This is a genomic window from Candidatus Bathyarchaeota archaeon, from assembly GCA_025059045.1.
Lineage (GTDB): Archaea > Thermoproteota > Bathyarchaeia > Bathyarchaeales > DTEX01 > JANXEA01.
Window position 1 is genome coordinate 22,830 of sequence record JANXEA010000010.1, and the last position, 14,916, is coordinate 37,745.

15 protein-coding genes are annotated in these 14,916 nt (G+C 44.0%); 3 read left to right on the forward strand and 12 right to left on the reverse strand.

Annotated elements, in window-relative coordinates:
* Positions 1-80 precede the first annotated feature (80 nt).
* Positions 81-2,078 carry a rhamnogalacturonan lyase gene (locus NZ952_03475; protein MCS7120245.1) on the reverse strand — a complete coding sequence of 666 codons (1,998 nt, stop codon included), beginning with the start codon at positions 2,076-2,078 and terminating at the stop codon, positions 81-83.
* Positions 2,079-2,239: 161 nt separating this feature from the next.
* Between NZ952_03475 and NZ952_03480 the strand changes: the two genes are divergently transcribed.
* On the forward strand, positions 2,240-3,085 hold the full coding sequence (locus tag NZ952_03480) for a DUF362 domain-containing protein (GenBank protein MCS7120246.1): 846 nt from the start codon (positions 2,240-2,242) through the stop codon (positions 3,083-3,085).
* 51 nt (positions 3,086-3,136) lie between these two features.
* Here NZ952_03480 and NZ952_03485 read toward each other — a convergent pair whose 3' ends face one another.
* The 8 genes from NZ952_03485 to NZ952_03520 form a co-directional block, all read right to left on the reverse strand.
* Positions 3,137-4,084, reverse strand: coding sequence for a transcription initiation factor IIB (locus NZ952_03485; GenBank protein MCS7120247.1), 948 nt, complete (start codon positions 4,082-4,084; stop codon positions 3,137-3,139).
* Complete coding sequence (locus NZ952_03490) at positions 4,081-4,338, reverse strand: Gar1/Naf1 family protein (GenBank protein MCS7120248.1); 258 nt, start codon at positions 4,336-4,338, stop codon at positions 4,081-4,083. Before NZ952_03490 ends, NZ952_03485 begins: the two co-directional genes overlap by 4 nt.
* Positions 4,339-4,417: 79 nt before the next feature.
* A complete protein-coding gene (locus tag NZ952_03495; protein MCS7120249.1) occupies positions 4,418-4,705 on the reverse strand; it encodes a signal recognition particle protein Srp19 in 288 nt (95 codons plus the stop codon).
* A 47-nt stretch (positions 4,706-4,752) separates the two neighbouring features.
* Positions 4,753-5,151: a 30S ribosomal protein S8e gene (locus NZ952_03500; protein ID MCS7120250.1), complete on the reverse strand. Its 399-nt coding sequence runs from the start codon at positions 5,149-5,151 to the stop codon at positions 4,753-4,755.
* Positions 5,152-5,197: 46 nt separating this feature from the next.
* The gene (scpB, locus tag NZ952_03505) at positions 5,198-5,806 is read right to left on the reverse strand and encodes an SMC-Scp complex subunit ScpB (GenBank protein ID MCS7120251.1); all 609 of its coding nucleotides are present in this window, start codon (positions 5,804-5,806) and stop codon (positions 5,198-5,200) included.
* Positions 5,784-6,479: a hypothetical protein gene (locus NZ952_03510; GenBank protein ID MCS7120252.1), complete on the reverse strand. Its 696-nt coding sequence runs from the start codon at positions 6,477-6,479 to the stop codon at positions 5,784-5,786. Before NZ952_03510 ends, scpB begins: the two co-directional genes overlap by 23 nt.
* Positions 6,480-6,481: 2 nt before the next feature.
* Positions 6,482-10,042, reverse strand: a complete 3,561-nt coding sequence (locus tag NZ952_03515) for a chromosome segregation protein SMC (GenBank protein MCS7120253.1) — start codon at positions 10,040-10,042, stop codon at positions 6,482-6,484.
* A 55-nt stretch (positions 10,043-10,097) separates the two neighbouring features.
* The gene (locus NZ952_03520) at positions 10,098-10,604 is read right to left on the reverse strand and encodes a DUF2096 family protein (GenBank protein ID MCS7120254.1); all 507 of its coding nucleotides are present in this window, start codon (positions 10,602-10,604) and stop codon (positions 10,098-10,100) included.
* Positions 10,605-10,839: 235 nt separating this feature from the next.
* Between NZ952_03520 and pth2 the strand changes: the two genes are divergently transcribed.
* Complete coding sequence (gene pth2 / locus NZ952_03525) at positions 10,840-11,217, forward strand: peptidyl-tRNA hydrolase Pth2 (protein ID MCS7120255.1); 378 nt, start codon at positions 10,840-10,842, stop codon at positions 11,215-11,217.
* A gap of 26 nt (positions 11,218-11,243) precedes the next feature.
* On the forward strand, positions 11,244-12,596 hold the full coding sequence (gene truD, locus NZ952_03530) for a tRNA pseudouridine(13) synthase TruD (protein MCS7120256.1): 1,353 nt from the start codon (positions 11,244-11,246) through the stop codon (positions 12,594-12,596).
* A 7-nt stretch (positions 12,597-12,603) separates the two neighbouring features.
* Here truD and aspS read toward each other — a convergent pair whose 3' ends face one another.
* Genes aspS through albA form a run of 3 tightly spaced genes read right to left on the reverse strand, consistent with a single transcriptional unit; the run spans position 12,604 to position 14,794 of the window.
* Entirely contained in the window at positions 12,604-13,923 is a 1,320-nt protein-coding gene (aspS, locus tag NZ952_03535; GenBank protein ID MCS7120257.1) for an aspartate--tRNA(Asn) ligase, read from the reverse strand.
* Between the two features lie 15 nt (positions 13,924-13,938).
* Positions 13,939-14,448 carry a hypothetical protein gene (locus tag NZ952_03540; GenBank protein ID MCS7120258.1) on the reverse strand — a complete coding sequence of 170 codons (510 nt, stop codon included), beginning with the start codon at positions 14,446-14,448 and terminating at the stop codon, positions 13,939-13,941.
* 58 nt (positions 14,449-14,506) lie between these two features.
* On the reverse strand, positions 14,507-14,794 hold the full coding sequence (gene albA, locus NZ952_03545; protein MCS7120259.1) for a DNA-binding protein Alba: 288 nt from the start codon (positions 14,792-14,794) through the stop codon (positions 14,507-14,509).
* Positions 14,795-14,916: the final 122 nt, after the last annotated feature.

Genomic DNA, 14,916 nt, shown 5'->3' on the forward strand with positions numbered 1-14,916 from the left:
TGCGGTCTTTCCTCCTCATGATCAACATCAAGGGTCTAGGATCATAAATAATGGAAGGACTTATGCCGCGTTTATCGCTGTCAGAGCCGTTTCCTCATCCTTAAGATCACAGCCACGGAGACAGCGGAGACCGCAACAGCAGCTATAACTATCTCCATTAAAGGCAATGATGGCCCATCAGGGCGGGTCTCAGGCTGGACTGCGCCTATATAGAAACTTGGCTGTGTAGCCTGCATGTATCCCATTGTCTCACATGCGACGCTTGTTCTGTAGTCTGAGTCATGCATCAGTGTCGTCATTCTAGTCTCAGCGGGAGTAGTAGTTATGTATATGATGAATTCCCTACTACCGCCATACCAGACTTCTTCACGCCAGTCTCCTAGGATGTCTCCGTAACCCATCGGGGCATTTCTTGATCCCACATCGCCTTTCGGAGCGGTAAAGATCGTATTCATTGCACCCCCGAGATAATTCCACTTCGCGATCGTTGTAGCGTCCAAGTGCTCCCTCAAGAGATCTCCATCCCACCATATGGCGAAGTTGCAAACAGCGGGCCTCGTTCCTATGTTCTGCCCCTTAGCGTTGTAAAGATTGCCAACTGATGCCCAGCATTCCAGCCCGTAATGGCGTGGATCAATGTCAGCTGCCAACCCGCGTCCCACATCGGTATTTCTTGTCTCCCTTATTCCCCATATCAGCGATCCGTTTCGCGCATCTCTAAGGTGCATACCATAGTTTGGCGCTGCCTCCTGGACGTACCATATCTCTAGTCCTGGGCGTGTCGGGTCGATATCGGTCATGTGCATTCTGTCTCCATGCCCTTCACCTGTCTCCCACATGGTTGCACCGTTATGATCTACGGCGATGCTTCCATATACTATCTCGTCTTTTCCGTCACCGTCAATGTCGCCTACACGTATATTGTGAAATCCGCCGCCGCCTGAGGGCTTGTACCATCTCCAAACTTTTGTTAGCGTTCCGTTTCTCCAGTTCCACGCATCGATATACATTTTAGTGTATGTGCCGCGCATGATGAGGAGGCTTGGCATGTAACCATCTAAATAGGCGACGCCCATTAGGTGTCTATCGCAACGGTTTCCGTAACTATCGCCCCAGTCGCTTACGCTTCCCCGCTCAATCCAATTTTCCATTGCGAGTATGCGCCCAGTAAGCCCGTCGAGGATCACAAAGAATTCTGGGCCTTCCAAAGCTCTTCCTTCGGTATTCGCGTAGTTTGTTCTTCCATCACCGTTAACATCCCCTATCCTGATAAGCTTGCCGTCTGAGGTGAGGATCTCAGCGCCCTCGCCAATCTTTGTTGCAACTTCAGCCCTTCCATCGCAGTCAAGATCAAAAACGATGAAGGGCGAGTACCATATTCCCGGCCTAATATTTGGTCCCAAATCGACTCTCCAAAGAAATGTGCCGTCCCTTAGATATCCCTCAAGCTTGTAGGTTTCGATTGGTGCAGTACTTTGTGAGGGGTCTATATCTTGATCACCCCTCTTTACCACGAAATCGTATTCCCCGTCCCCATCGAGGTCACCCACGCCAATCATGCGGGTTCCTTGAACTTGACCTTGAAAGTTCCTTGCATCTTGGCTTAGAGGAATAGAGATTGAGTTGCTTTTAATGACACTTGCTTCGGGGCTTGCCTCACGCTCAATGCCGCCTATTATTGGACGGACAAAGTAGGTTGGAGAGAGATCTATATTGACATTTGAATCTGTGAAATCCGTTGTGTTAACAATTGGTGCGCTGTTAACTTTTATTACGCTTCCGTCGCTGGTCCTTCTATAAAGGTTGAATGCGATGTTTGAAGGATCTGTTCCTAAGAGGCGCCAGCTCACATAGACTTTTCCTCCACCCAAATAGATCGCGATAAGCCCCCTTCCAAGCCTCTCCATGACGCGTGTGCTTGTGGATAAGGCGGAATCTGCAAGTATAATATTTATCAACCTGCCATTTTGACTGGCTGTTAACCTCATTGTTGCAATCAAGTCGAGATTCAAGGTCAGAGCGATTAGAAGGCTGCATATCAATCCGCATACTTTCCCAGCAGATTTGTTTTTAGTCATTGAATCTCCCCTTCTGCATTACATTTTTCTAGTGATCTCTTAAAAACTTGTCGCAGGGCATATTCAATTGTATAGGTGACAAAAGGCATCCCATCGGACTTGAATCATTAAGGTTAATAATGTGTAGACTATCATACCCAAGAGGGTTAGAGGTGTTGGTAATGTCTGAGGTTGTTGTTCTACGTGGCGACGATCCAGTCAAGATGGTTGAAGAGGCTTTAGGAAAATTGGGCGCGGATAAGGCCTTCGGACAGGAGGAAAAAATTCTGATAAAACCCAATTACATTAACGATCGGCCACCATCCACGGGGGTAACGACTGACGCTAGAGTTATAGAGGGTGTTGTCAAGTTCTTGTCCGAAAGAGGCTTCAGAAATATGGTGATAGGTGAGGGAAGCGGTTTATCGGATACTATGAGAGCGTATAAGGTTGCTGGTGTTGATGAAGTCGCGAAGAAGTGGAATGTTGAACTTATAGACTTAAACCATGACGAGTATATAATTGCTGATGTCCCAGATCCATTAGCTCTTGAAAAGGTTAGAATCAGTAAGACTGCCCTTAACTGCGCAGTAATCAGCGTCCCTAAACTTAAGCTTCATAGGGCTGCTGGGGTAACCTTAAGTCTAAAAAATCTCATGGGTGTCGTCCAGCCAAAGCAGCAGATACATAATCACCTGCATGAAAAAATAGCGGATCTCGCTTCGCTCTTAAAACCCAGACTCGCAGTGATAGATGGTATAGTCGGATGCGAGGGATACGAATTAGCGGAAAAACCAGTAAAAATGGATCTCATTATCGCAGGGTTAGATCCTGTGGCAGTCGACACTATAAGCGCACTTATCATGGGATTCGATCCTAAAAAAGTGAGACATATTGCACTAGCCGCCAAGAAGGGATTGGGGATCTGCGACCCCAATAACATACGGGTGATTGGCGAACCAGTAGAAAAAGTCAGAAAAGAGTTCAAGCCTTCCTTTTCCCATCATATCATATCAAGACTTGTTTAATAAGCAAACATATAATGGACGTCAAGAATCAATTGGATTGAATGACGCGCCTTATAGTTCCATCACGAATAACAAGTGTTCAACGAGTTCCTTATACCTGTTCCTGATGGTTACCTCAGTCACCTTCGCGATCTCAGCTATTTCCCTCTGTGTTCTCCGTTCGCCGACAAGAACCGATGCTATGTAACTTGCAGCTGCTGCGATTCCAGTTGGACCCCTACCTGAGGTGAGTTTAAGAGTTTTTGCAGCCGTCAAAATCTTATTCGCAATCTCCTCCACCTTCCCTTGCATGGTAAGCTGATTGGAGAATTTTGATACATATTGATGCGCCTTAACTGGAGGTATGAGGTATCCCAGTTCCTTCACGAGAAACCGGTAGCTTCGCCCAACTTCTCTTCTACTTATATTCGATGACTTGGCTATCTCGTCAAGGGTTCTTGCAAGTCCGCACTGCCTGCAGGCTATATAAACGGATGCTGCGCTGATTCCCTGTATCGATCTTCCACGGATAAGTCGTTCCTTAACGGCTTTGCGATATATTACGGAGGCCGTCTCAAATATATTCTTAGGCAACGAGAGGTTGTTTGCTATCTTTGTTATTTCTGAGAGAGCAAACGCAAGGTTTCTTTCCATTGCATCGGAAACCCTTATCCTTCGTTGCCACTTTCTCAGCCTGTAAATCTGTGCTTTTTGCCCTGCATCCAGCTTTTTTCCATAAATGTCTCGGTCATGCCAATCGATCATCGTAGAGAGTCCTTTATCATGAATTGTGAATGTGACTGGGGCGCCTGCTCTGGCCCTTTTTTCTCTCTGTTCATTGTCAAATGCTCGCCATTCGGGTCCATGGTCAGCGATCTTCATGTCTACGACAAAGCCGCATTCCATGCATACGACTTCTGCGGACTCATAATCTCTCATTAGTCTGATTCCGCCGCATTCTGGGCACCTCTGAATCTCCTTAATACTTCCTGAAATTGAGGATCTTTTTTCTAAGCTCATTTCCTTCTTCCCTTCACAGACTCTTTTGATTGAGGCAAAACATGCAAAACTTTCTCTACAAGGTTTTCCGGCTTCTTAATTTTCACATCTACTTCGACGTAGGGTGAGCATGTCGGACCAATAATGTCGGAAACTACGCCGACTCGTCTCTTCTTTTCATCAACAACTATATCGCCAATACGCGGAATCCTGTCGGCTTTCACGATGGCTTTCCCGCTCGGACCGATGTGAAGGACTCGTCCGATTCTCCTCAAGCCGACAGTTGCTCCTTAAAAGTTAAGGTTCGGATAATGAAAACCGTAGTTTCTTATTTAAACGTTTCTTATTTAAAATTCATATGTGAGCTTCTTTTGAGAGATTCTTCGCGATCTCTCTAAGGATTTGGCTTTTCCGCCTCGCCCCATTGACTAGGATGAAGCCTGTCCTTTTCCATGGAAGCCTGGGGTGTGCGGCATCCGCGACAAGAGTGTATTTATAGTCAAGATTCCTAACAGCCTTCTCAAGCATAGATAATGTAGGCGAATTTATGCTTAATCCTCTGGGGATTCTTCTTCCTTCAGATCTTGTTAGATTCGCATCGAAATAAGAAGGCCAGATGATGACGGCGTCCCGTCTTCTCATCTTTGAACTACCCCAATTCAATAAATGCTATATTTGGAAATTGGGCGTCATCCTGCCTCTGACTTGTTAATCAATACGGCGTTTATAACGCCGGATTGGCCGGGTCTCGAAGTAACTTGGGCTGTTCCAAGACTCGTCTCTATAATTGTTCCCTTCGTTATTACGCCTCTTCTATTGTACTCGGCGTTGGCCGGATTTCTTAGCACTCTCTTTATCTCTGCCTTCTCTGTTCTGCCCGTCGACGGATCCGAGACATTCACCCATCTTGCGCTTACAACACGGACTTTGGTGTTTCCACCCCTTCTGCGGTCTTTCTTCCTTTCTTCTTCCCCGATAGTAGTCTCGGTTGGGAAGGATCCTGTCTCAAACTTTCTCTTCTTCCTATACGGCTTTCTTCTTCCTCCTCCTGCCTTCTTTTTATGTAGATCTCCATGCCACACTGACAATGTTGTCTCCTCAGGGCATGTAGGAAAAGAGTTGCTTGATATAAGTTTAACGGGGGGTATTCTCATCCTTTGGGTCTGTGTCTTCAGTATTTTCGTTAACGGCATTCTTGAATATTCTGCGTAATTGACGCTTCATAATGGTTAGGTCGTGGCTTAGGCCGAAATAGTCAGCAAAATATTGAGTGCATTTCAATACTCTATTTTTCCCCTTCTTTTCATATTCAACTAGTCCCATGCTGATCAACTGTTTAATGTGGTCGTAGGAGTGTTTCCCTCGGACGGCGATCACTTGCTTCTGCAGGACAGGCTGCCTATATGCGATGTATGCAAGAGTTTTTAGGGGCCCGTCTGAGAGAAGCGGTCTTAGAGCCAACTTTCTAACTCTTGGGGAGTAGATGCTTTTTAGTTGGAGTACGAATCTTTGATCTTCTAGTTCCAGCACTTCTAGAGCTGTCTCGCGGCGCTTGTACTCGTTCATGAGAGTCCTCGCCAGACTTTGCACTTTTCTTAGAGATTTGGTTCCAAGTACTCGTCCGATTGTTCTTAGGTCCAACGGTCGACCGGCTACATAAAGAGCCGCCTCAATAAGGGCAAGTTCTTCCTTCATCTTTTCGTTACTTTTTTCCAAGGGTTCACTTGGTTGTGCCGCCTTCATCTCCTCCCCTCTCTCCCACTGGTGTTATAAAAATTTCGTCTGAGCCTTCAACTTGCCAGATGTTGACCCTGTTTTTGTGAGCCAGGAACAGAATTATGATGAAAATTCTTATCTTCTCCAGCAGATCCATATTTTTTACAAGCTCTGAAAATGAGATTACCTGATGTTTTTCGGTTAGGAGGCGGATCCTCATCATAAGGTTTTCCATTTGCTCCTCAATTTCCATCAAATAAACGCTGAGAACTGGGATGACCTCTGGTCTCTGGGGCAGTACATCCTTGAGCGGAGCCCTTAAAGTGAAGAATTTCTCAGTTTTTAAAGCCTCCTCTAAAGCCTGAAGTAGATTCTGTATTGTTGTAGTTGTTAATTCATATCGGATTGGGAGGATTAATGGTGGAGGTATAAATCCGTCTTTCGGCTCAGGCTTGTTCGGGGGTTTCTCAAGCTCCAGTAAAAGACGGGACTTCATTAGATACACGGTTGCGGAAGAATCAAGCGCCACCCCGGACGCTCTGAAATCGAACATTCCTCTTTTTTGCATTTCATATAGAAATGAGGAGAGAAGGAATGTGAGGTCAATGTCCCATGGGTTAACTCTTTCCAGAAATTCAGGATTGAAAAGTATATTCCATGGCGGTAAAAGATAAAAGGGCTTGTCAAATTTTTTCTCCATAGTTACACTTTTCCCTTAAATGTTGTTGAGACTACCTGAGACATCCCCTGATGCCCATAAACTCCATAGATTCTGTCTGCCTTGCTCACCATCTCCGGTTTTAATGTTATTACTATGAATTGGCATTTATCCGATTCTTCAGCTAATAGCTCACCCAGTCTCTCCACATGAAAGGCGTCTAGGTGCGCGTCAATTTCGTCAAAAAGGTAGAAAGAGGCTGGTGAAAATTCTTGGAGTGAGAACAAAAACGCTACAGCGGAAACTGAACGTTCGCCGCTACTTGCTCCGCTTACAAGTATTGGCGGTTTGCCTACGAATTGGACTACCATGTCAACTCCGCCTTCAAATGGGTTATCAGGGTTCTCTAGCCTTAGAGAAGCTTTTCCGCCGCCTGTAAGTCTGGAGAAATATCTGTCTATCTTGTCGTTTATCTTGTTATACGCCTCCATAAACGCATCATATTTCTTTTTCTCTATCTCCTGGATGAAATTCTCAATCGCGATCTTTTCCTTCTCCATCTCATTCATGCGTAATGAGAGTTCTTTATATCTCGATATTTGCTCGTCGTATTGAGACAATGCGAGTTGATTTACCGCGCCAATACTTGCCAGCTCCAGCTTCATCTGCCTTATAAGCATCTCAGCTTCTTCAACTTGTTCCGGAGTAATCATTAACGGCTCATTATACCCCAAATCCCTCAACTGCTCAATATGCCGGCTAGCCTGCAGATTTAATGTCTGAAGGTTAAGTCTAAGTTCATCAAGAAGTTTGTCAGTCTCCTCATATTCTTTGTCAAGAATTCCTAGTCTAGTGTCTACAGCCTCCATTTCCGCGGCAAAACTCTTAGTCTGCTCCTTCGCGTTAATAAGGGAAGTTAAAAGCATTTCCTTCTCTTCTTCACGTTTTTTAATCTCGTTTAGTAAGTTCTCTTTCTCTTTTGTTGATTCATCAATTTCTCTCTCTGTTATGGAAATTCTGTTCGTCGCCTCTCTAACTTGTCGAACAGCATTCTCAAGCATAACTTTTAAAACGTCATCTATTCTGGACCGAATAGATGAAATATCAGTTCTGACCGTACCGAGTTTTTCCTTTAGACTCATCAATTCGTTTCTGAGCGATTCCAGTTCCTCTTCCTTAAGATGCACACCGTCAATTTCCCTGTCGTTTCTCAGGTCTTCAAGTTCCTTCCGCAACTGCTCCTCTTCTGCAGCCAGTTCACTAAGCCTCTTTTCACATTCTTCAACTTGCCTTTTTTCTTCTTCCTTAAGGCTTCGGAGACTGTCTATATTCTTTTCAATACGGCTGAGGTTCGCTTTAGACTGCTGAATGCTTTTCTTAGTTCGTTCAACCTCATTTTTGACGGTGCCAAGCGACTCAGCTATTTTAGTTATTTCTTTTTGGATCTCACTAGCTCTCGCTTCCATCTCTTCAATATCTAAGCTCCTTCTAGTAAGGACTTCCTTCAATGCACTGACAGCCCTGTCAAGGGCTTTCAGTGTCGCTTCGCTTGGAACCAGTGAAGAGAGATCAATAGGAGCTCTGAAAAAACCGCTTTCAACTCCTCCTCCAGCTTCATATAGATCCCCATTTAGCGTGACTGATCGATAACCCCTGCGAGAAGCTTCGATCGCGTCTCTCTCATTCCTTGCTAATAGTGTATCGCCTAGAACGAAGTGAATTGCAGGTTCATACTCTTTGGAATACTCTACATAGTTAACAATTCTCTCTAAACCGGCTGCGTCAATCCCTGAATTCATGGTTGTAACCGCATTATTTCTCGGGGTGATCCCTTGGAGTGGAATAATCTTTATTCTTCCAAGCTTGAGGCGTTTTAGAGTTTCAGCGCATGTGAAGGCAACGCTTAGGTCTCTAACTATGAGTGATTCAAGCCATCCTGCAGCGGCGGCCTCCACAGCTTTTTCGTAGCCTTTCTTGATTCTGACCAAATTTCTGAGGCGGCCATGGATTCCTTCTATAACACCCATTTTGCCAAGTTCTTCTATATGCCTAATCGTCTCTTCTTCCGTGTTTATTTGGCGGATAAGGTTTTTCCTTGTTTCGAATTCTACATACGCTTCACTTGCTATTTCTGCTATTTCAGCCGCCTCTTTAAGTTCAGATTCGAGGCTCTTCTTCCTTCTATCTTCCTTTTCTAGAATTGACTGTAGGTTACTGAGATGACTTGCCTGATCATTTTGTATGGCTATGAGATGCGAAAGCGATTCCTCGAGCTTACCAATTAAGGAGGTGATCTCATCTTTTTTCTCTTCAAGGTTCCTTATTCTTTCATCATAAACGTCGATCTTGGACTTACTGTCGGAGCGGACTTTTTGAACCGCTACTATCTCCCTTCGTAGATTGTCTATTCTTTCCTCTATTTTGCTCTTCCTCTCTGATCTCTCCTGAATAAGCATTCTCTGTCTTGAGGCCTCATTAAGATGATCATTGTAGACTTTCTCTTTCGCTTCTATTTCCTTAACTAGACGATCTTGTTCATCTGTTAATTCTTTTATTCGCTCCTCTGCCATGGTTATTTCTTTCTTTAGAGACTCGATTTTTGCTGAGTTTTCCTCCTTCAATTTGATAAGTGAATGTAGAAATGATCTGGCCGAGGAAATCTTTGTTGAAATCTCGGTTATTCTCGATCTGATCTCGCCGATTTCTATCTGTATTTTGAGAAGTCGAGTTTGCCCTTCCTCAATCTTTTCTAAGCCCGATCTTCTCCACTCATCTTCAATGCAGCGGCGTTTAGCCCGTAATGCTTCTCTTTCTTCCCTTATCTTTGAAATCCTTTCCTCAAGCACGGTGATTTCAGTCGAGATTTTCCTTATTTTCTCCTGGATTTTTCCTATCTCATTTGAAAGTTTTACAGCCTCGAAAAGCCTAATCTCATTTTGAATAAGATTGGAGCGAAGCAGATCATTTCTCTCCTTCTCAAGCGATTCTATTCTTTTCTGAACCTCACCGATCTGTCCCATTGCAGTCTTTATGGCCACGTTAGCCGCGTCAAGCTTGGTCTGAGCTTCAGCTTTTTCAGCGTCATATTGTCCGATTCCTATAAGATCTTCAATTATCTTTCTCCTTTCTACAGATGAAATCTCAGCAAGTCTAGTCAAAGTTCCTTGAAGAACAATATTATGCCCATAAGGACTTATGCTTGCCAACGAAAGAGTATCCATAAGATATGTTCGAGATACCTTTCTCCCATTAAGCCTATAGATGCTCTGTCCATTTTGATCTATTTCTCTAGAAATCGTGATGGTGCTAGTATCGATGGGTATATGACCGTCTCCATTATCGAACTGAATAGTAACTTTGGCCTTCCCTTTGTTTTTAACGTTAGATTCAGAATTCCCTTTGTAAATTAGTCCAGCAAAATTCTCTGCTCTAAGCCTTTTTACGCTTAATTCTCCCAGACAAAAGAGAATAGCATCCATAATATTCGTTTTTCCGCTGCCATTCGGTCCAGTAATAACCGTGAAACCTTTATCAAATGTCAAAGTGGTTTTTTTGCCGAAGGTTTTAAAACCGTTCACTTCGATTTTTTTGATATAAGGCATCATGACGCCCCGCTATTTCAAATTAGGGGAAAATAATATTTTAAGACAGCATTTTGAATCATAGGTAGGCATTTTTAACCTCCTCTAGAAAAGATTTGAGTTTATCCTCATCGCCGAAAATTATGATTCTGCCACCATCTTCAATTATAAACTTTAATCCAAACTTATCGGATAATTCAATAGCTTTCTCCATGGGGATCTCCGCTGAGGATTTTAATCTTATCCACTTTTTATTTCTTGGTATTCCTACAGGAAATTTTCTCTGGGTTACGGTGGAAAATGGCTTGGTGCTTTTGTATGCCTCTAAAATCTTGCAATAAATATCTTCGCAGTAGTGTTCGCCAAGAACCTTTTTCGCTGCGGGCAAGATGAAAGCCTCAACTCTGCCCAAATATTCCTCTATCTTGGATAGATTATCTACATGAGCCGCGCTAACCTTTGAGATCTCAATCATAGTCTTTGCTGACCGCAGATCAGCTATAACATTCGCGGGTATTATTTCTCCTTTTTTGCGGAGCTCAGTGATTGTTTTAGACATGACTTCCCAGAGGGATTCATAATCCACTTCCAATCACCCTGAGCCCGCGTCCGGAAGACCTGCTTGGCTAATACTCATCTTCCTAATCAAATCGGAATTCCAACTCTCATACTTTATATTCACGGGTCTGGGCGCATGCGAACCTATTATCAAATGTCCAGATATGCACAGAGTGTTTGCCCCTCAAATATTTCTTTCTAATATGATGGGATATACGGTTAAATGTATCTTGCATACTATTTTGTGCCGGTTGGTGTCCATGTTGGAAGGAAGCAAGAAAGGCGAATTCAAGTTTAAGCAGGTCATAGTTTTAAGAGCAGATTTAAAGATGAGCGGCGGGAAGGCGGCCGCTCAAGCTTGTCACGCATCGGTTTCAGCCTGCGAGGAGGCGAGAAAAATGAATAACTCGTGGGTGGATCAATGGATGAAGGAAGGGCAATGCAAGATTGTTTTAAAGGTTTCTTCTGTAGAAGAACTACTTGAACTAGAAAGAAAGGCACGGGAATCTGGGCTCCCAGCTTCGCTTATTTCCGATATGGGTTTAACTGAAGTCCCGCCTAACACAATAACAGCTTTGGGCATAGGTCCGGCCCCAACAGTTTTCATCGACAAGATAACAGGTAATCTTCCACTCTACTGAAAAGGGTTGAGGCTAACGATTTGAAAGTGCCTGATATCGAGGTAAAACTTGGAATAGAAGCCTATGCTTCAAAGACTCCGGGAATTGGGGGATTAATACGCGTCTCGAATGAGGATTTCATTGTTGAAGAGATATTAACCGATGGCTCCATAGCTTCAGTAGACACCAACCCGCCGCAGACGCCTTTCGCGCTTGATCGCTATGTAATATGCCTCCTAATTAAGAATGGTTGGGAGACTATTTCCGCCGTTCGTAGAATAGCAGAGGCACTCAACATACCTGTGGATCAGATAGGTTTTGCAGGCCTAAAAGATGCTCAAGCACTAACAGGACAATACATAAGTATAGGAGGAGTCTCACCTAAGAAGATCTCAGATCTCAGATTAAATGATGATGTAAGAGTTTACCCAGTTAAATCTTCTTCAGAAAAGATTTCGCCAAAAAATCTTTTTGGCAACCGGTTTAGGATTAATGTGCGATCAATAAAGTGCCACATAACAACCACATCTAAGAGAATTGAGAAGATAAAAAGGGAACTTGACGATTTTGGAGGGATACCGAACTTCTTCGGCCACCAACGTTTTGGAACGGTGAGACCGATTACGCATCTGGTAGGCTACCTTCTCCTCAGGAATGAGTGGGAGAGGGCGGCGCTTCTCTATCTCTCATCCACGAGCCCCTATGAATCACACAATGTAAGTGAGGCGAGAAGATACCTGCAAGATACGAGAGACTTCAGGGGGGCACTTAAATTGTTCCCGAGGAGATTGGTGTATGAGAGGTTAATGTTGACGCATCTTGCTAAATATCCAGGCGACTTCCTAGGGGCATTCAGAAGGTTGCCGAGAGAAATAAGGGTAATCTTCATTCATGCCTATCAGTCATTTCTCTTCAACCGCTTTCTCAGCGAAAGGATGAAAAGATCTATCCCGCTTAGGGAGGTGCAGGAGGGAGATTACGTTGTTATTTTAGATGATAAGGGGCTACCAACAGGCAATTATGAGAAAACGATGGCAAGCAACATAACGCGAATAAGAGATGGCGTTGAAAAGGGTAGGATGGCGGTCTGTTTACCGCTGCCTGGTTTTAGACGGTGTTTTTCTGGTGGAATACAAGGGGAGATCGAGAACGATGTACTCGAAGAGGAGGGGGTCACCCACGAATCTTTCCGCGTCGAGAAGATGCTTGAGATTAGTGCGGCGGGAGGATTTAGGAGAGCTTTGAGTCCTATATTAAACTTCCACGCACCTGGGGAGGTTGACCGTGAAACGCGAGAGGTTAAAGTTCACTTTAGCTTTACACTTCAGAAAGGATCATATGCAACTGTCGTTCTCAGAGAGTTTATGAAGCCGAAATTTCCGGTCGAAGCAGGCTTCTAACAGAAGATTAGGGTGTCAGTCTAAACCTGTCTCTTGGAAAGAAGATTACTTCCCTAATATTCTTAATACCAGTCAACATCATGATAAGCCTCTCAAGGCCTATGGCCCATCCGGCGTGTGGCGGCATGCCGTAATCGAAAGATTGAAGGTGATATTTGAACGATTCAGGCTGTAAGCCCTGCTCTTTAAGCCTCTGGATTAGAAGATCCTTGTTATGTACACGTGTACCACCAGATGCGATCTCTATCCAACGCCACATAAGATCAAAACCTTCGCTCAGTTGAGGATTATCATCGCGAGGCTTGATGTAGAAGGGTTTGAGCCTGCTAGGCCAGTCTGTTATGAAGTAGAAGTATGGATGGAGTTTACCCAAAACTTTGAAAGCTACTGTTGGAATATCTTCTCCCCAGTCTATCTTAACACCTTCTTTTTTCAGCTCCTCGATGACCTTATCATACGTTAAGCGTTTAAATGGAACCTCAGGTATTTCAACTCTGCTTTTTAATATTTGGAGATCTTCTCGGCATTCCTCATTGATTACGATGCAAAGTTTGCGGATAAGTTCTTCAGCTAAAGTCATAACCTTCTCAGCGTCTGCAAAAGCTTCTTCAATGTCGACCGATGTAAACTCTGTGATGTGTCTCCGTGTATGTGATTTTTCTGCCCTGAATGCAGGACCAATCTCAAAGACCCTCTCAAAGGATATTACCAATTCCTCCTTATACAGCTGTGGACTCTGCGCTAAGAATGCTTCACGCTCAAAATATAGTATTGGAAAGAGGGCTGCTCCGCCTTCTGTCGCCGAAGCAATTATTTTAGGGGTATGTACCTCTAAGAACCCATTTTCTGATAAAAAATTGCGGATTGTCTGCAAAGCCACATGCCGAATTCTGAAGATCGCTTGATTTCTATCACTGCATAAATCCAGTGCTCTCGAATCTAATCTGACATCGATTTCTGCCGGGGTTCTTCCGGAAATGTCAATGGGAAGAGGGTGCTTTGCTACTCCTAATACCTTGATGCTTTTTGGTATTAACTCAACCCCTCTAGGAGCTTTATCCATCTTTTTGACGGTGCCTTTTACACCTATACAGTCTTGCCTATGTAGTGAATCCGTTTTCTCCATGACTTCCCTTTCAACCTCATTCTTTGAGACTGTTACCTGGATTTTCCCTTTCTTATCCTGCAGAACAATAAATCTTATTCCGCCAAGATTTCGGATTTCTCTCACCCAGCCGAGTACAATAACTTCGGAGCCATCCATTTCTGGAGTAATATCAGTCGAATAATGTGTTCTATGCCAGTTTTCTTCTTTGCCGCCTGTCATTTCCAAATTTCCGTCCTAGTCGGCGAACTCTATCCGAAGGGAAATACCATGAGCCTTTTTTGCAATCATTGCCAATGCTTTCGCTTGTCTCGTTACTTCTCTTCTCTCTTTGCCTTTTAGAACAACTTTTGTCTCCATTGTCCCGTCAGGCAGCCATATCCTATTAATGGTGAGTATACTCATTGGTGCGAAAAGATCTTCAAGAAATTTTCTCTCGCTTGAATTGTATTCAAGAACCCTTATCGATTTGTTAGTGGCCCGCTCAAGATGTTTTATTATTTTCCCGCCATAACTCAGAATTTTTGCAATATCTCCCTGCCCAACGAATATGGCTATAAGCCCATCAGCCTCAACGCTTTTATGGAAATAGACGCTTTGAAGAGGCGGATACTGTTCTTCAAGGGAGACGAGAAGGCGACCTATCTCAAGGTCTAGCTTACTTACTTCACCTTTCCTTACTTTTTCATTGCATTTTGAACATAGGATTCCACTTTTTAGGCAAAACTGACATATCTCCGCTTTCACGCGAGTTTTTCCCCTCCCAGAAAAAGGAGGAGTGATGGGGCATATGCGAGCCTTCGCTTTAACGCGTCAATGTTATCTCTATTGTGCTGACGTTTGTGGACGCTTCGCCCCCCTCGCCGCCTTGCTTTGCCGTTACCTGCTCCGTACCGATTGTGATGTTGCGTACCTTAACGTCTGGTAGAAATCTTCGCCTAGTGATCTCGACAACATCGACGGCTCTGCTTATCGCTCGTCCTCTTGCCTTGATGTTGACTTCTTTAGCTCCGCTGTGAAACAGGGTGATGCATGCGAGGACATAGTTCATTACGGGCTTACGTCCAATCAGCACTGAATTGCTTTCTGCCATTTCACCGCCTCCTCTTCTTTGCTTTTTAATACGCTGCAGACTTAACCTTCCATTTCGTGAATAAATACCTTGCGGTACGTTTTTGTTTGATCCAATCTTTCTCAACCAAAAGATATATATTG